Source organism: Haloarcula salinisoli (assembly GCF_019599405.1).
Taxonomy (GTDB): Archaea; Halobacteriota; Halobacteria; order Halobacteriales; family Haloarculaceae; genus Haloarcula; species Haloarcula salinisoli.
This window is the reverse complement of sequence record NZ_RKLQ01000003.1, coordinates 1-19,681: the sequence shown is the minus strand read 5'-3', so window position 1 is coordinate 19,681 and position 19,681 is coordinate 1. Positions and strand designations below refer to the sequence as shown.

General features: G+C 62.3%; 17 protein-coding genes, 2 tRNA genes, 2 rRNA genes and 1 pseudogene. 12 read left to right on the top strand and 10 right to left on the bottom strand.

Features of this window, described 5'->3' with window-relative positions; all coding sequences use genetic code 11:
* Positions 1-131: 131 nt before the first annotated feature.
* The 4 genes from EGD98_RS16250 to EGD98_RS16235 all read left to right on the top strand — a co-directional run bounded on the left by EGD98_RS16250 (position 132) and on the right by EGD98_RS16235 (position 1,694).
* Entirely contained in the window at positions 132-281 is a 150-nt protein-coding gene (locus EGD98_RS16250; protein WP_220589458.1) for a hypothetical protein, read from the top strand.
* A 102-nt stretch (positions 282-383) separates the two neighbouring features.
* The gene (locus tag EGD98_RS16245; protein WP_220589457.1) at positions 384-1,049 is read left to right on the top strand and encodes a DUF7119 family protein; all 666 of its coding nucleotides are present in this window, start codon (positions 384-386) and stop codon (positions 1,047-1,049) included.
* Positions 1,050-1,083: 34 nt separating this feature from the next.
* Positions 1,084-1,157: transfer RNA gene (locus EGD98_RS16240), tRNA-Lys, on the top strand.
* Between the two features lie 324 nt (positions 1,158-1,481).
* Positions 1,482-1,694, top strand: coding sequence for a DUF8123 family protein (locus EGD98_RS16235; protein WP_220589456.1), 213 nt, complete (start codon positions 1,482-1,484; stop codon positions 1,692-1,694).
* A gap of 102 nt (positions 1,695-1,796) precedes the next feature.
* Here EGD98_RS16235 and EGD98_RS16230 read toward each other — a convergent pair whose 3' ends face one another.
* Together EGD98_RS16230 and EGD98_RS16225 are read right to left on the bottom strand one after the other, a co-directional pair.
* On the bottom strand, positions 1,797-2,654 hold the full coding sequence (locus EGD98_RS16230; protein ID WP_220589455.1) for a hypothetical protein: 858 nt from the start codon (positions 2,652-2,654) through the stop codon (positions 1,797-1,799).
* Between the two features lie 102 nt (positions 2,655-2,756).
* Positions 2,757-3,215: a DUF7311 family protein gene (locus EGD98_RS16225; protein WP_220589454.1), complete on the bottom strand. Its 459-nt coding sequence runs from the start codon at positions 3,213-3,215 to the stop codon at positions 2,757-2,759.
* A 149-nt stretch (positions 3,216-3,364) separates the two neighbouring features.
* On the opposite strand from EGD98_RS16225, the gene EGD98_RS16220 reads away from it, so the two are divergent.
* Positions 3,365-4,117 carry a DUF7310 family coiled-coil domain-containing protein gene (locus tag EGD98_RS16220; protein WP_220589453.1) on the top strand — a complete coding sequence of 251 codons (753 nt, stop codon included), beginning with the start codon at positions 3,365-3,367 and terminating at the stop codon, positions 4,115-4,117.
* Positions 4,118-4,189: 72 nt separating this feature from the next.
* Here the strand turns inward: EGD98_RS16220 and EGD98_RS16215 are convergent, their stop codons facing one another.
* Positions 4,190-5,911: a secretion system protein gene (locus tag EGD98_RS16215; RefSeq protein ID WP_220589452.1), complete on the bottom strand. Its 1,722-nt coding sequence runs from the start codon at positions 5,909-5,911 to the stop codon at positions 4,190-4,192.
* A gap of 5 nt (positions 5,912-5,916) precedes the next feature.
* Positions 5,917-7,845 carry a type II/IV secretion system ATPase subunit gene (locus EGD98_RS16210; RefSeq protein ID WP_220589451.1) on the bottom strand — a complete coding sequence of 643 codons (1,929 nt, stop codon included), beginning with the start codon at positions 7,843-7,845 and terminating at the stop codon, positions 5,917-5,919.
* 112 nt (positions 7,846-7,957) lie between these two features.
* Here EGD98_RS16210 and EGD98_RS16205 point away from each other — a divergent pair, with 112 nt between their 5' ends.
* The 7 genes and pseudogenes from EGD98_RS16205 (at position 7,958) to EGD98_RS16175 (ending at position 15,913) form a co-directional block, all read left to right on the top strand.
* Positions 7,958-8,317: a DUF7857 domain-containing protein gene (locus EGD98_RS16205; protein WP_220589450.1), complete on the top strand. Its 360-nt coding sequence runs from the start codon at positions 7,958-7,960 to the stop codon at positions 8,315-8,317.
* Position 8,318: 1 nt separating this feature from the next.
* Positions 8,319-9,008: a MinD/ParA family ATP-binding protein gene (locus EGD98_RS16200; RefSeq protein WP_220589449.1), complete on the top strand. Its 690-nt coding sequence runs from the start codon at positions 8,319-8,321 to the stop codon at positions 9,006-9,008.
* A gap of 67 nt (positions 9,009-9,075) precedes the next feature.
* Positions 9,076-9,564, top strand: coding sequence for a DUF7283 family protein (locus EGD98_RS16195; protein ID WP_220589448.1), 489 nt, complete (start codon positions 9,076-9,078; stop codon positions 9,562-9,564).
* Complete coding sequence (locus EGD98_RS16190; RefSeq protein ID WP_220589447.1) at positions 9,536-10,009, top strand: DUF7285 family protein; 474 nt, start codon at positions 9,536-9,538, stop codon at positions 10,007-10,009. Before EGD98_RS16195 ends, EGD98_RS16190 begins: the two co-directional genes overlap by 29 nt.
* A gap of 316 nt (positions 10,010-10,325) precedes the next feature.
* Positions 10,326-11,675, top strand: coding sequence for a DUF7284 family protein (locus tag EGD98_RS16185; RefSeq protein ID WP_220589446.1), 1,350 nt, complete (start codon positions 10,326-10,328; stop codon positions 11,673-11,675).
* 2 nt (positions 11,676-11,677) lie between these two features.
* A pseudogene (locus EGD98_RS21315) lies at positions 11,678-12,262 on the top strand (DUF7286 family protein); the annotation flags it as partial.
* 24 nt (positions 12,263-12,286) lie between these two features.
* Positions 12,287-15,913, top strand: a complete 3,627-nt coding sequence (locus EGD98_RS16175) for a DUF7286 family protein (protein ID WP_220589444.1) — start codon at positions 12,287-12,289, stop codon at positions 15,911-15,913.
* Positions 15,914-16,066: 153 nt separating this feature from the next.
* On the opposite strand, the gene EGD98_RS16170 is transcribed toward EGD98_RS16175, so the two are convergent.
* The 6 genes from EGD98_RS16170 to EGD98_RS16145 form a co-directional block, all read right to left on the bottom strand.
* Positions 16,067-17,347 carry a DUF7125 family protein gene (locus EGD98_RS16170; RefSeq protein ID WP_220589443.1) on the bottom strand — a complete coding sequence of 427 codons (1,281 nt, stop codon included), beginning with the start codon at positions 17,345-17,347 and terminating at the stop codon, positions 16,067-16,069.
* Between the two features lie 106 nt (positions 17,348-17,453).
* Positions 17,454-18,161, bottom strand: coding sequence for a transcription initiation factor IIB (locus tag EGD98_RS16165; protein WP_413229591.1), 708 nt, complete (start codon positions 18,159-18,161; stop codon positions 17,454-17,456).
* A gap of 577 nt (positions 18,162-18,738) precedes the next feature.
* Positions 18,739-18,814, bottom strand: a tRNA-Cys gene (locus tag EGD98_RS16160).
* A gap of 46 nt (positions 18,815-18,860) precedes the next feature.
* Entirely contained in the window at positions 18,861-19,118 is a 258-nt protein-coding gene (locus EGD98_RS16155) for a DUF5789 family protein (protein WP_220589441.1), read from the bottom strand.
* Between the two features lie 93 nt (positions 19,119-19,211).
* Positions 19,212-19,334: ribosomal RNA gene (gene rrf / locus EGD98_RS16150) — 5S ribosomal RNA — on the bottom strand.
* Positions 19,335-19,466: 132 nt separating this feature from the next.
* Positions 19,467-19,681, bottom strand: a 23S ribosomal RNA gene (locus EGD98_RS16145); the annotation flags it as partial.

The window sequence follows — 19,681 nt, the reverse complement described above, 5'->3', positions numbered from 1 at the left end:
AGGTAGCTGCACGCGTTGCCGGTAAGCCGCAGTGTGGGTTGTTCTTACAGGAGGGTGCGGGCTTAAGGTAAGTGGGCTGTTACGAGGGAGTAGCGACACGCGACGACGCCGTCGTCGCTCCAACAGAAACGATGACGAACGCAAACCAGACACACGACGAACCCGACGCCGAAGTAGACGAACCAACCACCGACCACCTCGACAACGTCGAGGACGGCTGTGGCTGCACCGAAATCTGGGAACACATGTCCGAGGAGCGCGAGAGCGCATCGGACGACTAGCACAGTTTTCCCGACGGTTCAGATGCACTCCTCGACGCCCGAGCACTGGTGCCACACACCCGGACGGGATACTTTTGTGCTGGGACCGCTAACGCCGTACTGATGCCAGACGACGCACCGTCGACCGACCGGGAGTCGCCGGTCGGGAAACCGGTCATCCGCGGCGACCCGACCTTCACCGGGCAACACGCCGAGGAGGCCGTCGAGTTCGACCCCGACGACCCCGAGAGCCTCGAACTCGCCGCCCAAACTGTGCGGCGCTTCTCCGAGAACACCGCCGGCGCGGACGACAACGTCTACATGCTTCGGGGCGCCGCGGCGTGTGCCGCGCTCGTCCGCGGCGAGGGCTCTTACAAGGCCGCAGCACAGCGAGCCGGCGGCGACGCCACCGTCTCCTTTATCCGAAAGTGGTCCCGTGTCCACGACCTCCCGCGCTCGATTCGCGTCCACGTCGCCAAAGGAGAGATCGCCCCCACCGCCGCGAAACACATCGCCCGCCTGGCCGGAGAAGCCCGTCTCCTGCTTGCCTGGGCCGCGCTGGACCACGACCTGACAGTGCGACAGATACGCGCCGTCGCCAGCGGCGTCAACGACGGCGCGACCATCGAGGATGCGCTCGCGACCGAGGGGTACCAGCTCGGCAAGCTCACCATCGACATCGACGTCGACGCCTACTGCAAACTCCGACGGCGCGCCGCCCTCGACGCGACCGACCCGAGTTCGGTCGTCACCGAGTCACTGGAATCGACGCTCGGCGACGGACCGTAAGTACTTAGCCGCCTGTTCCCCCACCTGCTATCGAGGGCCGGTAGCTCAGTTAGGCAGAGCGTCTGGCTTTTAACCAGATGGTCGGGGGTTCAACTCCCTCCCGGCCCGTGCAATGAACCGATGAGCATCGCGAATCGGTGAATGAACCGGGCAGGAAGGAGTTGAATCAGGAAAGTCGCAGGGTCGAGCGTAGCGAGACCATCGTCTTTCCGTGGTTCAACTCCCTCCCGGCCCGCTCCTGCGACGAACGGACGTGAGGAGCGGAGCAGCTATGGAGGGCGTTGAACCCTGGGAGGCACGCACAGTGAACGAACGTGAGCGAGCATGTCTTCCTCCGGTTCAACTCACGATAGGCTCGCTCCGCTCACCTATCGACCCTCGCGAACGACACAGACCGGATGATTTACCATCCTCACCGACCAGCGGTGGAACATGAACGTACTCACGGACGGACTCGACGACCCGCTGAAACCGCTGGGTGTCGCCGCTGGCGTCTTCCTCGTGCTCGCTGCGGCGGGGACCATCATCGGCGCGCCGTGGACGACACAGGCGACCATGGGCGGCGCAGCCGTGCAGATTTTCGGCTCGCTGCTGATGGCCGTCCTCGGGGCCGTGCTCGCCTATATCAGCTGGACCGACGAGTAGAGAGCGGGGGTCCGTCGTAGAACGACGAGTAGAAAGCGGAGTTTCTCGGTGGAGTTACGGATAGCACCGACCGCGGGTCGGCGCCGACCGCACCAGCCCGTATCAGCCGCGGTTCGGGAGGTACGCCATCCCGAGCATCAGTACCGACGCGATGCCGCTGAGTATCGAGATACCCCAGAGGCCGTTCTTGCGCTCGTGGAAGTAGCTCTGTGCGGCCAGGGTCTCCTGGTACTGTGAGTACTGGTCCGTACTGACGACCTGGACAGTGCTGTGGTCGGGGAAGTGCGCGAAGTACTGGCCGTCGGCGAGCGTGACGTTGCCGCCCTCGCTGAGTTCGACGGTGTTCTGTCGCGGCGCGATCCACTCGACCGTCGCGCTGCTGTTGGTCACGTTGGTGATGGTGGTCGTCTGGGTGCCGCCCTCGGCCTGGTAGGGGTACTGGTCACCGGTCGTGTACGTCACGGTCTCCGGGTCCGGCAGCCACTCCGCGACCGGCTGCGTGGAGTTGTTCGCCCGATAGACGACGTAGTCGGTACCGTCACGGGTCGCCAGCGAATCGTACACCGCGCTGTCGTCCTGGAGCAGCTGGGTCACGTTCTGCTGGGCGGTGAGTGTCAGCGCGCCCGTGGCGTTGTCGATACTGACGTCGTAGGTCGTGTTGTCCTGCGTGACCGTCGACCCGGCCTCTATCGTCCCAGTGTACTGCGAGGAGTTGTTCGTCCACGAGAGCTCTGCGGCCATCGACCCGCCGCCACCGTGGCCACCGCCGCCCCCTGACATCTGGACGTTCGAGACGGTGTAGGTCTGGCCTCCACTGGTGAAGGTGCTGTCGTTCGTCAGCTCCGGCCCCTCCAGCTCCACCGCCGGCCGCTGACTCTCCGCGACGCCAATGTACGCGTAGGCTGCGACACTGACGGCGAGGAAGAACAGGAAGTACGCCGCCGCGGCTCGTCGTTGCATATCCAGACGGTCAGTCGCGGCGCGGTTTAATGATTACTTTTCGACCGTACGACCCGCGTGGCCCGGAGCGACGCTGTACCGACCACGGGCCGGCTCGACCGCTCAGTTGTATCGACGGAGCTCGACGACACGGTTGTTTGCCGAATCGTGCGTGAGCTCGAGGACGAACCGCCGTTTCTCGTCGCCACCGAGTTCGACGGTCCCGTTGTCTGGACCGGCGACGACGGCGTCGACAGTCATCTGACTGGTGGTGCGGCCGACCACCGCGTACGTTATCCTGGTTGTACCGGCGTCGTGGTTCGGGGTTATCCGGGCAGTCTCTACCGGCTTCGTTGTGAAAGACGCATCGGGAAAGTCCAGTTCCACGATTCGTCGCGGATTACTCGTGTTGGCTCTCGCGTTCTCCTCTTCGTGGCTGAGTGACTCTGCCGAGTTCCGAATCTGCGAGAGTTCCGTTTCGAGGGTCTGCTGGCTCCGGTCGGCGGCGACGTCGTCTATTACCGGCAGCGACACCGAGACCAGGGCGATGGTCATCAACACCGCCACGACGTGGCGCATCATAGGACTGCCCGCAGACAAGATGGGTGCTGTGACCGAGTCACGTTCGAACTGGCCATTTATTTCCCAGATATAAATCCGTATTGATGAGTGGGCAGTGAAGCGCGGTTCGCTGGTTTATGTTTAAATGTGAACGGCGGACCAATGTTAACATGACTACCATCGAGCAGCTCGAACAACGCGTGGCCGCAGTCGAGAACACCGTCACCAACGGAGACGTGGAGTTCGAAGAGATCAGCGAGATTACACAGCTTATCGAGGATGTTGCCGAGATGAGCGAGCAGCTAGAAGCGCTCGAAAGTCGGCTGGTAGCGGTCGAGGGGGCGACGGAGTCACTGGAGGGGTACGTCGGAAACGTCAGGTCGGTCAACCAGGAGACCGAGGACCGGGCCGACGCCGCGATTGCGGCCGTCGACAGACTGGAAAAGAAGATAGAGACGTTCGAACGACAGGTGAGCGTCGAGGCGTTCGAAGCGCTCACAGAGCGGGTCGAGCGCCTGGAGCAAGACCAGCAACAGCTGGCCCAAAAGCGGACACAGGAGTCGGAGACGCCCAGTGAGTTCGTCTTCGGGACGCCCACAGAGAACGGCGATGGCGACAGTGACCAGCCGGCCGCCGGGAGGCCGACGACCACGGAGCCCTCGAACGGTGCGGAGCCGATCGACCCGGCAGCCAACGACCACGACCGCCACGAGAACAGTCAGTCGGCCGAACGGCTCCCGCCCCAGCAACAGCGGATGAACGAAACCTATGGCTCGGGCTCGCCCGCGAGCAACGCTCAGAGCGACGCCCAGGGCAACGCTCAGAGCGACGCTCAGAGCGACGAGGACGAGGCAGACGACGACGGAACGTTCGGGAACCTGCTCAGTTTCGACAACGAGATGCCCGAGTGGCTGAAAAAATGACAGCCGCCGCGTCGTGAGCGGAGCGGGGAGCCTCACCGAATCGAGATACCGCGAGGACAGGGCCCGATAGCGCTAGACGAGCACGCCGACGGAAAACACCGTAATGACGTACAGCGGGGTGGCGACGAGCATCGATTTGCCGGTCTCGAACCCGATTAGCGGGCCGTCGAGTCCGTGCCGAAGCCCGATAGAGAGGGGCTGAAGCAGGACACTGAGCAGGAGCACGTAGATGCCGACGACGACGGCGAGCGGTCCGATAGAGAGCGAGGTCGCCTGCGTCGAGAGGTTACCGAACGTGACGCCCTTGCTCGACATCGCGTCGGCGAGGGCGACAGTCGCGCCGGCGACGACGGGGCCGAATATCATCGCCGTGTTCTGCAGTGTCGCGGTTACCTGTGACAGCTCCCGCTTTGCGTTCTGTTCGACCGTCTGGAGTTCCTCGATGTGGTCCGACATCGAGACGATGGTCTCGCCCGCGGGCTGTCCCTCTTCGGCCGCGATAGCGAGCAGCGCCGCGGTCGCCCGCGCCCGCGGACTCGGAATCTCATCGAGGACACCGTAGCGTCCGAGGAACGCCTGCTTGACCGTGAGGTGGAGCCGTTCCTGGCGGCCGGCGGCCCGCTCGAACATCTCGCCGGTCTGGCCGGTCAGTCGGTCACCGGCGGTGGCGATAGCGGCTTCGACCGCCTCGCTGTCGTCGACCTGTCGGCCGACCGTATAGAGCGCGTCCACGAGGTGGTTCTCGACGTCGTGTATCCACTCCTGGACCTCGACTACCGGCTCGTAGTGCAGGTAGAGGACGAGCCCGAGAGCCATGCCGACGGCGGCGATGTGACCGATGTACGAGACGTTAAGCAAGACCGTGACAGCGGCTGCAGGGCCGGCGACCAGCAGCGCGAGACCGAAGGCGACGTACCAGGGGCGCTCGACGTCGGGATGGCCTCGCGAGACGTCCGGCGGCGGGAACGCGACCGGTCGCCGGGTGAGCAGCCAGACGCTGGCGGCGACGATGAGGCTTGGAAGCAAAATAAGATAGACGACGGCGAACGCCTCGATTCCGACAGAGATACCGGCGACGGAGACCGCAGGCATCAGGGCGACGAGGGCCAGGGGAAGCATGATACCGAACGCGTAGAGGGCGGTCGTCGGGCGACGAATCGTCTCGATAAATTCGGCCATCTGGTCTTGCGTACCCCTAAGCATCGCGGAGAGGGCCCTGTCGAGTGTCTCTTCGCGTTTCTCGGGACTGGCGTCCTGTGCCGTGTTGAGCAGGTGGGCCGAGCGCTGCAGCGACGGGAACTCGTCGCCCCACTCCTCGGCGAAGGTCAGCAGTCCGCTCCGGGGCGAGCCAATCGACCGCTCGATGTGTTCGTTCAGATGGTCGTACAGCGGCTGTTCGCCGGTGTCGGCCGCAAACCGGACCGCGCTCTCGATCGACGGCTGTATCTTCATCCGCAGGACGATTCGACCGATGAGATTCGGCGCCTGCCCGAGGTCCTCCGTTCGCTGGACGGCGGCCAGTATCGACGGTAGCGAGTGGACGGCGTGAATCGTCGCCGCGGTCAGGGCCAGCATGACGGCGAAGATGGCCGGCAGCGGCAGCGATATCAGCAACAGCGGTGTCGTGAGGAGAAACGCGACGAATCCGGCGCCATAGCCCGCCTTGACGATGGTCTCCGGGGACTCGTCCCAGTAGAGATACGAGAGCGCGTCGGCGAGCGCGTCGCTGGTATCGACCTCCCATGGGTAGAGCTTCGCGAATATCGGGAGCGCGTCTCTGAGTGTGCCTGCCATCTGACTCACCGATGTTGGACGTACGCTCTGGCGACTTCCTCGGGACTGGTGCGGCCGTCCATCGCGAGCGTCTTGAGGTGGTCGCTGCGTTCGTCGACCGCCGTCAGGAGGTCGGCGTAGCTCTCCGTTGGCGCCGTGATGGCGTCGAGAAAGCGGCTCTCACCGCGCTGGACCCGCCCGGTCGGGGAGGCTCGCTGCCCGTCGTAGGTGTACAGTGACTCGAAAGAGATGTTGCCCTCACCGTCGGAGATGACGCCTTCGATGGCCGAGAGCCGCCGCTTGCGACCGTCGGGCGTCTCGTAGGACTGCATCGTCACGACGAGGTCCGTCGCGCCGAACGACGAGGGCGGGACGTCGAGGTCGGAGACGACCCGCTCGTAGACGTCCTCGGCGCCGTTACCGTGGATGGTCCCCAGCACGGCGTTGGCGTTCGCACCGACACGCATCGCCTCGTAGAGGACCTGGGCCTCCTCGCCGCGGATTTCGCCGACGACCAGCGCGCCGTCACCGAGTCGCAGGGCCGTATGGAGTGCGTCCGCAGGCGACAGTTCGAGCCCGCCCTCGTCGCCGGTCCGGAGCGCCTGGATGTCGCGACCGACCTCCTGTAAGGGCCTGACCGGGAGTTCCGGCGTGTCCTCGATGATGACGGTGCGCGTCTCGGGGCGAAGTTCGTACAGCAGCGTGCCCAGGAGTGTCGTCTTCCCGGCGCCACGGGTCCCGGCGATGAGCGCCGCAGCGTTGCGGTCCATGGCGATCGAGAGGAACGCGGCAGACTGGGCGGACATCGTCCCGTTCTTTATCAGCGCCGGCAGCGTGAACTTGTCGTCGGATTTCTCTCGGAACGCAAAGGCGACACCCTCCGAGACGGGGTCGGTGACGCCGGCCACGCGGAGCCCGACACCGTTGTTCAGGTCCGCCGTCGCGTCGACGGTCGGCGCGGCCCGCGAGAAGGCGCGGCCGCTCGTCCGGCGAATCCGCGACCCGAGAGAGCCAACCCCGGTCGGCGAGTAGTGGATGTTCGTCTCCATCGACTCCCCGTCGACGGTCACCCGGAGCGGATTGATGTCGATGGGGGCGGTCGCGAACACGTCGGTTATCTCCGGGTCCGAGAAGAACTCCTCGAGAATGCCGTATCCGGTGGTGTACTTCCGCAGTATTGACGCAAGCAGCGGGTCGTCTGTGTCCTCGGTGACGTACTCGATGGCCTCCGAGGCGGCCTTGTCGCCCGACACCTCTCCGTGGGCGATGGCCTCGTACGCGTCGACGAGGAGCCGCCGCTTGTCGCCGGAGAGATTCAGGTCGACCAGGTCGATGTAGTACAGCGGGATGTTGTCCGGGCGGTCGTAGATACGTACCTTGCTCTGGGTATCGAGTGTCCGGGTGGTCCGAAGCTGTGCGCCCGTCGGGAGCGTATTTTTGACGTGATAGCCAGCGATTGTCAGTCCCACCATCGGGTCGACGAGCGATTCGTAGCTGTCGATACCGTCGGTGGCCGCCAGCAGCCCGGACTCCTGGCCGACCTCGACGATGGGGCCGGACCGCTCTCTGAGCTTCGTGCCGACCGTGAGCGGGTCGGTCACGACCTCCTCGGCCAGCTGGCCGTCGCGGTTGCTGGCCAGGTCGTGGTACTGTGCGGCCGCGGCGAACAGGTCGAGCGTGCGGTCGTCGTAGACGTATTCGAGACTGTCCGACTCGACCGTGAGCTGGGTCGCAGTCCTGTCCTGAAGTGCCTCGACGACGGTTCGACGGTCGGCCGCGTCGTCTGCGAGGTCCCAGCTGGTTCCGTCGGTGACGATAGTCAGTTGCCGCTCGTCCCATCTGGTCTCGATGGGACTGGTCTCCGCCGAGTCGGCACTGTCCGAATCAAAGTACCCGTCGAATCCAGCCCTGGCTGCCAGAGAGCCAAGCGAATACTCCGAGTTGCTGTCCAGCATAACCACAGTGGTCCCGCGATATGGTTTAAACCTGAACGCGGGTACCGCTAGCAGCACGGAGACGCCTTCCGTCACCGAAGAGTTTTATTGAATTAAAAGCGTTTTCTTCTGCATGATGCAAGTCGAAACGGATTGTCGTCGGGAAAACGGTGTCACGTTCGTGCGAGGAGCCGTCACGAACACCCGCACGACCATCCACAGGGCTCGCCTGGAGAGCACGCTGGACGGGCCGACGTGGCCGCCAAAGCGCGATGGGACGGTCGTTCCCGAGTGGCGCGATGGAGTGTGGGAAGCGACTATCAGGCCCGGGGATACGCTCGGTCTGGGCTTTGCGAGCCCCGCGGCGCCGAAATCGCCCGCACTGACGGTCACCGACCTGAAGCGGGTCGACTCCGAAGCGGCGGGGGACAACCCGGTGGACTCGCTCACGGACTGGGCGCCGCCACGGGGAATCAGCTCGGTGGACAACTAAGATGAGACTGGCAGTGTCGGGAGGCAAAGGCGGGGTCGGTAAGACGACAGTGTCGATGAATCTGGGTGTCGAATTGAACGCGGTGGTCGTAGACGGCGACCTGACGAACGCAGACCTGCCCCAGACGACGGGTCCGGACCTCCACGACGTGCTCGCCGGTCGCGCCGACCCGTCCGAAGCGCTGGTAGAGTTCAACTCGCTCACAGTCCTCCCGTGTGGCCGGTCCCTAGAGGGGGCCCGCGCGTCTGACCTCTCGAAGCTCGAATCGGTCGTCGAGACGCTCGAACGGCGACACGGAAACGTACTCATCGATAGCCCCGCTGGGCTGGCCCGCGACGTCGGGACGATACTCGAGCTGGCCGACGCCACGGTGCTCGTCACGACGCCGGAGCCGACCGCGCTGGCCGACGCTGCCAAGACCAAGGAGCTGGCGCTGGACCTGGACACGCCCATCGCCGCCGTGGCCCTCAACAAGGTCCACTCAGAGGGAGACGCCGTACAGTCGTCACTCGAGGAGGTTCAGGACCGGTTCAACGCGTCGGCCGTCGCGATTCCGGAACAGACCGCCATCGCCGAGTCACAGGAACGCGACCGACTGATAACCGAGTACGCCCCGGAGAATCCGGCGACCGAGCAGTTCGCCGAACTCGGGTGGATTCTCCAGCGGAACCGCGAGTGGACGTCGAGCTGAGAGAGCGGCGCCAGCAGGCTGGCCCCCCAGTTCTTTCGTTTAAATACTATCGGGCGCGAATCAAAGCATGGAGGCCTTCGCCGACCGATGGGTGATGTACGCCGGCCTGGCGATGATTACGTTCACGCTGCTGGGGGCAGTGCTCTCGATGCAGTCGATACCACCGCCGGACGCGGACGCGGCCGCGAACACGATAGACGACGCGGCCGGGCGCGGCGGGGGGACCCATCTGGAGCACGAACACAACGCCAAGGAGGTCCGGGCGGGTGCCAAGCGGTTCGGGCTCAGAAACGAGGGCGGGGAGAACCACGAATCGATCGCCTTCGGGACGATGGTGCCCGTCACCGTCGGGGACACCCACTACGAGAAACTCGGGAAAGTGCTGGCCGGCGAGCAGTGGCAGGACGTCTTCGACGACAAGCAGGCGTTTCTCGACAGGACGGATGCAGCGACCGCGGATGCGGAAGGCAACGAGCAGTGGAGCGAGGCCAGTGGGACACTCAGAGTGACAACGGTGGTGATAGACGGTGAGCGGACTATTATCGTCGGTTTCTGAATCTGACACGCGCGGGACCTCCTCGCCGGTCGTGGTCCTCATCTCGGTGGCGATGTTCTCGCTTGCGCTCGCGCTGTACATGGGGTACTCCAGCGCCATCACCAGCGATATGTCTGCCGACCGGGACGTCAGCGAACCAGCGCTGCAACGCATCTGGGACGAGATAGCCAACGCCGGTGCGTACGACAGGAGCGTCGGGCTCGAAAACGCCATCTCGACTGAGACCCTCCCGCAGGGCCGGACCACGTACGTGGCCATCACGTACACGAACAACACCGGGGAACAACAGCTGGAAGAACACGTCAAGTTCGAATCCGACGGAACGGCAGCGAGCTACAGCGAGACGCCGATTCCGGACCACGCCAACACCAGCAGTCGCCCCATCAGCGTCCGGTACGGGCCACAGGAGGTGAAAGGGGCCCGACTCCACGTCGGCGTGGCGTGAGACGGACTCGTGGAGTGGTATCGCCCACACCGGTCAGACGAATCCCACGATGGTATCCGTCTGACGGGCGCGAGTGCGACCGGACCCGACATCGTTCAGTACTACCGTGTTTTAGTTTAAGTGATATGGTGTAGCAATTATAGTATGCCGAAGCTCGGCCAACGTCGACGCGACGAATGGCGTCGGTCCATCACACAGCGGTCTGAGAGTGATAAACCGTTTCGAGGACGCGTCGAAATCAGGACCGGGAGGCGAGTAGCGAACGAGTCCGCGGGAGCTCGTTCGAGCGCGACAGCGACGTGGTGGCCCTGACCTAATGCGACCCCAGAACCGAGCGGTCAGTACGTCCATCGACGTCATCATCGCGATGCTGGTGTTGAGCGCCGGCATCACGATGATTTTTCTCTATCAGAACTCATCGCCGGAACAGCCCCCGGACACCGAAGAGCCCGACGAGATAGCCACCCTCCTTTCGACGACGACCGTCGAGATCAACTACACTGTCAGGGTCTCACTGGGCAACAAGCGCCCGAACGTGTACAGGTTCACCGAGACGGGGACGCTGGCCTACCACCTGAAGCGCGCAGCCCTGCTGAACGCGACTATCAGGGCGAACCCGAACCAACAGCGGCTGAGCTACCTGCCGCCGTGTATCACCGTCGTGAAGGATTATCAGGGGGCGGTCAAGGAAGACGACCGGTTCGCCAGGAGTTCCAATCCGGGGCAAACCGCGAACGACCGCCGGTACCCGGACAGCTACTACACCAGCGACTACCGACTCGAAGAAGAGCACCGGATTTACAGGTTCACCGGGCTCAAAGACGAGTTCTACAACTTCTCGGGGAGGGTCCCCGTACTCAAAAAGAGCAAGGTGAACAGTTCTGACCGGCTGCAACAGCAGTACCTGAACAGTGACGGGAAACCAGCCCGAGAACACATGCGGAAACTCAATCGGTCCCAGACAAACAGCATCAAGTGTAACCCGACCGGCGCGGTCGCGGAGGACCTTCTCGACCAGCATTACAACCCCGTCGACGAGTCGAAACTGAGAGTCGGCGACAGCTCACTCCAGCTCGTCCGGACGAACTACGACGAGAAGATACAAGCGAAAATAGACGAGACGCTCCGGCAGGGCACCGATAACTACCAGATACAAGCGAACTGGCAGCCGTACGCGCGGCCCGACGGCGCCAGACCGTACATCTCCGGCTCCGTCGGCATAGGCGAGAAGCCGCCCAGAAACGCGGATGTCAGCACCGCGACGCTGGTGATGCCAAGCGGCATGGCCACGGCCGAGGAAGTCAGGAACCGCACGTACACCGGCGGACTCTCGGAGTCTATCGGCGCGGCAATCGTCGAGGGGTATTTCCCCTCGGCCGAATCGAAGTACGAGTTCGACCGCGGTAAACCAAGCCAGACATACCGGGAAGACCTGTACATGCGACTTATACTCCTCACCGGTGCCGGCACCTCTCCGGGTCTGGCATACAGAGTATACGCGCGGCTAAGCACCAGTGATTCACCCGATACAGGGGAGCTAAACACGATACTCACCGATGTGTTCAAGCAGAAGATATTCGTCCGGGACATCTACGGAACCGACGAATCGGCGATTCGGAGCAGTATCTCGACTGGGAAAGTGGATATCGTCGTCACGACGTGGTAACTATGAAACGACAGAACACTATCGCACTCGCAGATGACCGCCGTGCTCGCGTACCGTTCGCAGTAATCGCCGCACTACTGTTGCTCTCCAGTGCAACAGTCATCTACTGGCTCCAACAGGAGTCAGAGCCAGAGACGGTCCGGGAACCCAGCCAGGCGGTCACGGAGACCAAAGGCGCCGTCAAAGCGGCGATGAAAGAGGCCGCCAGGGAGTCCCTTGAGAAGGCGGGCGAGAAACCGGTCACGGACCCGGCCGGCAACGCCGCCGGTCGGGCACTGGGTAACAGCGCTACGTTCGAGCGGTACGTGAAACTCCGGTATTACCTCAATCTGCAGAAACGTATCCAGCGTGTTGAGCGCCAGCAGTCCCGGCTCCGGGGCGCGAACGTCACCATCGACATCGGATTGCCACCAGCCCGCTACAACGAATCGAGCCTGAACGACGCCATAGACAGAGTCGAGATGACGCGCCACGAAAAGGGCTCAGACACGGCCGTCGAATACATCTTCTTGAATGTCAGTAAACGGTCGATTACCGTCTACGAGGACGGTGAACAGGTCTCCAGCGGGACGATAGATATGAACACCACCACCGAGTCGGCCGTCTTCAATATGCACGAGAAGACGAAGGAGTTCCAGGCCTCGTTTTCCGAGACAAAAAGCAAGATGTGGGCGACGCTGTCGGGAGTTATCTACGCGAAGCACATCCCCGAGCGATTCTTGGCTCCGTCAAGGTGGGAGGAGCGATTCTTCGAGAAGCTGATCACCGACCTGGAGATGCGTGAGTACGCCAATTTGTTAATATACGACAGTATGCGGAACGTGTACGGAACCACCCCCAATACGAACGCACCAGACATTGCTGGGGGCTGTCTGGGCCTCTTCTATGCCTCCCGTTTCAGTTCAGCGGCCTCCCCCGTCGACGTTTTCGCACCGGAAGCTCTCTGTACGCAACTGAAATCAAAGGCAGAGACAAACAGTGGGTTCCCCACGGGAAGTTCCATCTCGAAGGACTTCCAGGAACAGATGGTGAACCGAAGTAGGGACTGGGCCACTTCGAACCAGTCGGGCAATATGCTCACCAAAAGCGAGTTCGATTCCCGGGCCGAAACGGCCCAAGGGGACAAATCCTTCAAGTTCTCCCGCGACAGCGTGGGCCGGATCGCGTTCCAGAACGTGACCGGACAGACGTTAGGTAGGCCGGGCACGTACGGCAGCAGCGTCCAAGGCCAGCGAAACCGGGTGCGTCAGAGGCGGGCCCAGAACAACACGTCAAACCAGTTCGGTATCGATATCGATTCGCCCAACAACGCGCTCTGGGGTAACCAGAGCCTCGACGACGAGGTTAGAGACGTCATCAACGACACGTACACCGTCGGGTCGGGCCTGGACAACGCCCGACTGTCACAGGGACAGCTAAACCAGTCGTCGAACCTGACGGTCGTGACCGCCGGCAACGTCAGCGTCACCAGCAACACGACGTCCGGAACCAGGTCGTACGATATCACCCTCCCGGTGACGATACGCGAGGACAGCAAGGCCGGGGTCTGGGTCAAAAACGTGAACTTCAGCGCGACGACCAGGATGAATTCCACCGTCAGTCTCAACACCACCGTCGACGAGCCCGGCGTCAAGTACCCGAACTGTCCGCCAACCAGTTACACCACACACAGGTACCCGACGTACCGGAACGCCTCGTATTCGTCCGTTCTCTTCTGCTACAGCGGCAACTCGAACCAGCAGAACACGAACTCGGGCCAGATCGAATCGTCTCTCGAGAACAACATGGACACCAACGTCACCTCCGCCGGGGAGTTCGAGACCGAGGTTACCAACGTCATCAGCACCTCGGTGTCGACGCAGGCACACAGCCCACCGACGAACAGGCGGACTCCGTTCCAGGACTGGCTCATCGATGAGCTCAACGAGACCCGGAAAGCTGCATACAACGCCACGACAGACAACACCACTGTCACCGAGCTTCTCAATCAAAGCCATGACACGTTCGAGGAACTAAAGATAAACGACACAGAAGCCGATGCGCTCGTCTACAACGGCACGAGGGTCAACGGACAGTACGGACGGTCCGGACAGTACCGGACGCCGGCGACCAAGAGCCTCGCCGAACTGCGGAAGCGATGGGTCGAGACGGTAAACTGGTATATCAACAAAACACAAAATCGCACCCAAAAACGAATCAAAAAGATCAATTCGGTGCTGCAGACCAAGAACGGGCCGAACACGCCGGACACGATGCACGAAGGCTACAAGAGTGCCAAAGATAACGCCTCGAATCCGTTCAGCATAGACGGCGGGACCGGCAACATTATCAATGGTTCGTCCAACAGCAACTCGAACTATCAGGTGGACGCCGACCCCACCTGGCTCAGTCACGTCCCGAATCCGCCGGGTTCGGTCGACGGCGCGACGGCGAAAGACGAGATACGGGAAGACACCGAGGGCGTCCATTACACCGGGCTGGCGATGCGAAAGGTATACCCCCTGCCTAATCCCGGGTACCCTTTCATCGTCCCGGCTCCACCGTTTTGGGTCCTGTCGCTAAACGCGGGGACCTACAATATGAACGGACAGTACGCCCGCTTCATGGTCCAACCGAACGCCCCGGAGAACCACGTCGCCAACACCTCGTACGTCCGCCAGGCCCAGCCCGTCTCGCTGTCGTTCAACGGCGTCAGGCGCAACGTCGGCCGCGTCGAGCCCATCGCGTTCGACTGGGAGATGGGGCTCCCGCTGGTGACGGTCGGTGGGGGTGTACTAAGGCAAGGAAGCAAGGGTATCGGTGACTACATCGGCGTGGACCTGAATCCCTTCCTCGACTGCACGCCGACGTGGCCCGAAGTCGGGTCAATGCCGAGAGAGCCGAGCAGAGCGAACGCGAACTGTGCGGACGCGGGCGTGTACGGCGAGATGGCTGCCGGGTTGTTGCAGCCCGCCAGATTCGCGAAGGGCAATAGAGATCGCAAAAAGCTAGAGCAGAAATACCCAGATGGGTTCGGAACCTTTGAAGATAAGATCAGGGACCGCCTGATCACACCAATGGATAACATAAAGAAGGCGCCCGCGGTCGGGGCCGGACGGGCTGTGGACCGGGCCAGATGGGGCATCGCCTCCAAGAACGCAAGGAATAGCCCCGCGGTTAAAGCCCTCAAAAGGCAGGTGAAAGACTTCGATATCAAACTCGAGGCAAACAAGCGTTACAAACGTGATTACTACTTGGCTGATGGAAATACCAGAGGGCTCAGACGGTTCGACAAAAAAGGCGAAGATCTGAAGCGATCCCGTGGTAGGTTCCGAGAGCAGCTTGATGCTGAGTACGATGGCCTGAGACTCTCGAAATTTATGAACCTCAAGCAGAAAACGAAGATTCCCGATGCAGTCAACCCAGAGGAGAATACAGGGATGACCGTCACTATTTCGCGCGAGGTTGCCATGGCTGCCGCGATTTCGATGCGACAGGGGTCCTACGATGGCGCCGAGTGCCCCGCGGTCAAGTATGAGGACGACATCAGGACGGGCTGTGACGACAACCAGCTCGAAGTAGAGGTGTACCCGAGCGGGGACGGCCACGTCGTCGCCATCGAGAGCGAGATACGTCACACGTCCAGAGACAAGACGCTGTTCGTACAGGCCCGGCCGGGTGGGTCCGACCCGTACTTCCAGGGATCCAGCAGTTTCGACAAGCGGGTCGAGGGCAACATCGACTACTCCGCGAAGCAGACCAGTAACACCAACCTGGCGTCGCTGCACCAATCCGGCGGCTCGTACGAGGTCACCGACCAGAATATATCCGGGACCAGAGACGTCTCGTACGCACAGGAGGTGGTCCTGGGCTATACGAACGTCACCGTCATCGAAGCGGACAGCGCCGGGACGGCCCCGATGTTGCGAGTCAACTACGACGGCTACACCTTCCTCATCGCGCTGGCTGAGAACGGCGCCGACTGGGACCACTTCCGGTCGAAGCTCACGACCGACGACTACCGCGCCGAGACGGTCAACGTCTTCATCGGGACCGAGGCCGCACAGCGTGAACTCGGCGACCGACTCTCACCGCGTAGCTCGGTCGTCCTCTCGTCCAGCGGGACGCCCCAGTACACCTGTGGCGACAGCACACAGGGCATCTACAACGGAACACAGTCTGTCGACATGTTGAAGTTCCGCGTCGACGAGGAGAAGCGGCTGTTCGGCCCGGACCAGACCCCCGATACGTTCTGCTGAGCGATACGGGCACAGTGTTCCCACGTCGCTTTCTCACCATAGCATAGCACCGAAGCGACGGCGTCCAGTGTCACGGGCCCGGCAAAACGGCATACGGTCGACTGTTCACAACTGACAGCAATGGCTATCGGGACGAACGGACAGCAGGCAGTATCAGTCGTCGTTGAGAGCGGACCGCCGTCCGGAGAAGGTATCGGTCAGGTCGATACCGTCCGACGGGGTTATCATCTCGTCCGCCTCGGTCTTTGGCACCGAGAACCGATAGCTGGTCGCGCTCCCGGACTGCTCCCTGTCGACACGTAGGACGAGGTCGGCGAAGCGTTCGGTCGTCACACGGTTTCTCGGCGTCGGGCTGCGATCCAGCGTGTGCAACAACGCGATACTGTCCGTGGTCGCCACTGCATCCGACAGCGTGCCCAGGAAATCACGGTAGGCTTCCTGGTCGTGTTGCTCCAGGCGGTCCATCGTGTCGACGATGACGTTGACCTGGCTCGGAAGCCGACGGAGCAGCGCTTTCGCGTCCGCGAGCATCGACGGCCCCTCGAGTTTCCGAATCGTCGGGTCGCCAGTCTGGACGACCGAGTCCGACAGGGCGGCCCGGATCTCCTCACAGGACTGGTCGACCGTGAGATAGAGCGTCCCTCTGGCGCGCGTGGTCGCGTGTAACAACAGCTCCGAGGGCGCACCCGGGTCCGCACTGAAGGCGACCACGGACCCCGCCGGGATGCCGCCGCCCAGCTCCCTGTCGACGGTTTCGAGACCAAGCGGGAGCCGTATCTGCTGGAACTCCGGCGGCGCTGGCGGTGCCTCGAGCCTGGAGAGCAATTCGGCAGCGATATGATCGTAGGCAGCCCGAGCACGATGGTCCTGCTGTGGCGACTGACACGGTGGCACCCGCCCCAGCAACGGAACGTCGAACGTCGATTGGAACGCGAGGGGGACCTCATCGCACTTGTTTACCACCGCGCCCGCCACCGGCGTGTCGAGCTCGCGGGCCATATCGGCCGTCTTTGCGGCCGACGTGAGACTCCGTTCGGTCCCGGTCGTCACGATGACGACCACGTCCGCTGCCGATATCGGCTCGGCAGCGTCCGGCCCCGCTCCCGCCGGACAGTCGACGAACGATTCGACTCCGGTCGGAACCCGGTCGAGCAACGACGCCAGGTCCACCAGGTCCGGGTCCTGCGGCGCCGTCAGTACGCCCGCCCTGGCCGCGTCCGGGAGTGGCTGGGCGACCTCGGAGGTATCGTCACCGTCTTGCAGAGCGGCAACGGTCGGGTCGCGGTCGACCCCGGCCGCGACGTGGACGTTCGGGAGTTGCTGGTCGCCGTCGATGACGAACGACGGGCGGCCGTCCCTGTCGAACGCCCGCGCGAGACCGAGTGTCGTCGTGGTCTTCCCACACCCACCTTTTGCGCCGGCAATAGCTATCACAACTAGATTGTGTCGTCATTGCTTTTCAACCCGAACATGATACCGTCCCGGCGTTTGCCAACGCCGCCGCTATCCGATGGGGCATGACGCCATCGGCACGGCGATATCAATCGTCCGCGCCGAGCGACTCGAGGTCCGAAAGCGTCGACCGGATAGTCAGACGGGAGATATCTGCGACCTCAGTCAGCGCCTCCTGTGTGACACCGACGCTCACATCCTGGGCGGCCTGATAGAGACACGCTGCGGCGACGCCGCGGGGGTTTTTCCCACCGATGAGATGGGCGTCCCTGAGCGCGCCGACTTTCTCCTGAGCGCTGTTTTCGACGGCGATGCCCAGATCCAGGGAGGACGCGTACCGCGCCAGATACTCTCTGGGGTCTATCGGACCGACCGGTAACCCGAGTTCCCTGTTCATCGCGTCGTATGCAGCGTTGAGTTCGTCTATCGTCGCGGAGGAAGCCGACACCACCTCGGACCTGGTGCGAGCGAGCGACTGCATTCGGCAGACAGCGTACACTACCGCAGCGGCGAACCCCTCGATGGAGCGTCCGTACAACAGGTCGGCAGACTGCGCGGAATCGAACAGCGCACAGGCCTGGTCACGAACCGAGTCCGGGAGCTCGAGGGCCGATGTCGACTGTCTGATATCCGTGTACGCGTACACTTTGTTCCGCTCGCGCTTCGACGGGAAACGCGCACGGTTGTGCTGGCGGCGAAGCCGGGCGAACTGTCGCTGTTTGGAACCGGACACCTCGATGCCCGTGCCATACCCGATTTTCGTCGAGAGACCCCTGTCGTGGCGCGCGTCCGTCATCGGCGCGCCTGTTCGACGATCCGACGATTCCGTATCCGAGTTGCTCCGTTTCGGAGACATATCCAACTCGGTGGAGCCGACCACAAGGCCACAGTCAGAACACACGATTTCTGCATTCGATTCCCGTAAATTACCCTCACACTCGGAACACACCGGTGGACACCCGTTTTCCCCTATTTTCAACATAATCTATCACCTATTTTGAGGCGGTGCACCTTCTATATTACTGCCTGATTTAAAAAAAATTAACGAACTCCAAACATATATGATACTGTCCTCTGAGAGTTGGTTGCATCGCGTGAACCGGTTCCTGGTTATTTGCCGGGAGAGTAGGCGAACGGGTTCCCGGAGTCACTGTGTTGGCTCTGTTTGCACTACTAGGGTCAGTTTTGAACCCCAGTCGGAGAGAGGCACCTCCCTGCTTCAAATCGCGGCCGTTCGGTAGCCGTCGCTCAGGACTTTGTTCGTCACAGAAAAGCCAAGGGCCGGATTTGAACCGGAGAGAGACTCACTCCGTTCGTCTCTCATGATTCAAATCGGCGTGGCTTTCGCTCCTCACGTCCGTTCGTCACAGAAAAGCCAAGGGCCGGATTTGAACCGGCGATGGGCGGCTCTGCAGGCCGCTGCGTTAGGCCGGACTCTGCCACCTTGGCGCACTTGTTCGTAAATGAGTCGCTCGCTTAAGGGTAGCGAATTCCGCTAGCCCTCTCCCTCGGACTGACCGGGTTCGCCCACACCCTCGACGGGGACCGTGTTGAAAATCGACGACTGTGCCTCTTCGGCGGAGTCGAACTGGTCGTCTTCCAGACGGCCCAGCACCTCGTCGAGGGGTTCGACGCCGTCCGCGTACTGCAGGCGTACGTCGCTGAACTCCGACTGTGCCCTCTCGACCGAGAGCGGGTAAGATGCCGATTCGAGTAACTCGGTGAGCTCGTTGAGCTTGACCTCGCGCGTCATACAGATGTCTCTCTTCGCAACGGCGTAGTTAGATGTACCATATAAATACGAAAAGCCACCGGGGAGAGATGACTCTCCTCGGTGGCTAATGAATGGTGGCGGCGAATCGGATTTCCCAGAGGCTCGCGCACTCCAGTACTCGCCGAAACGCTGGTGAGCTTATCTTCCGTGTTCGGGATGGGTACGGGAGGCAACCTCACCGCTATGGCCGCCTAACGCTGAGTCACGGAGTCGAACCGTGATGGTATACCGCTCTCAGTTGGCAGATGTATTGTACGTGCGATCCAGTTTGCGCCTGGACTCGTTCAGTGACGAGCGGTTCGTCGGTGAATCGAGTCACAGTGCGTATGAATGATGGCTTTGAGTTGTTAGTGCTCGTGGGCTAAACGCCTCGTTACCTCGGCGCGTACACCCCAAGTCTATCGACCGCGTCTTTTACGCGGACTCTCGGCGGTGTCTCTTTTCCAAGTGGGTTTCGAGCTTAGATGCGTTCAGCTCTTACCCCGTGCTGCGTGGCTACCCGGCACGTGCTCTCTCGAACAACCGGTACACCAGTGGCAGCC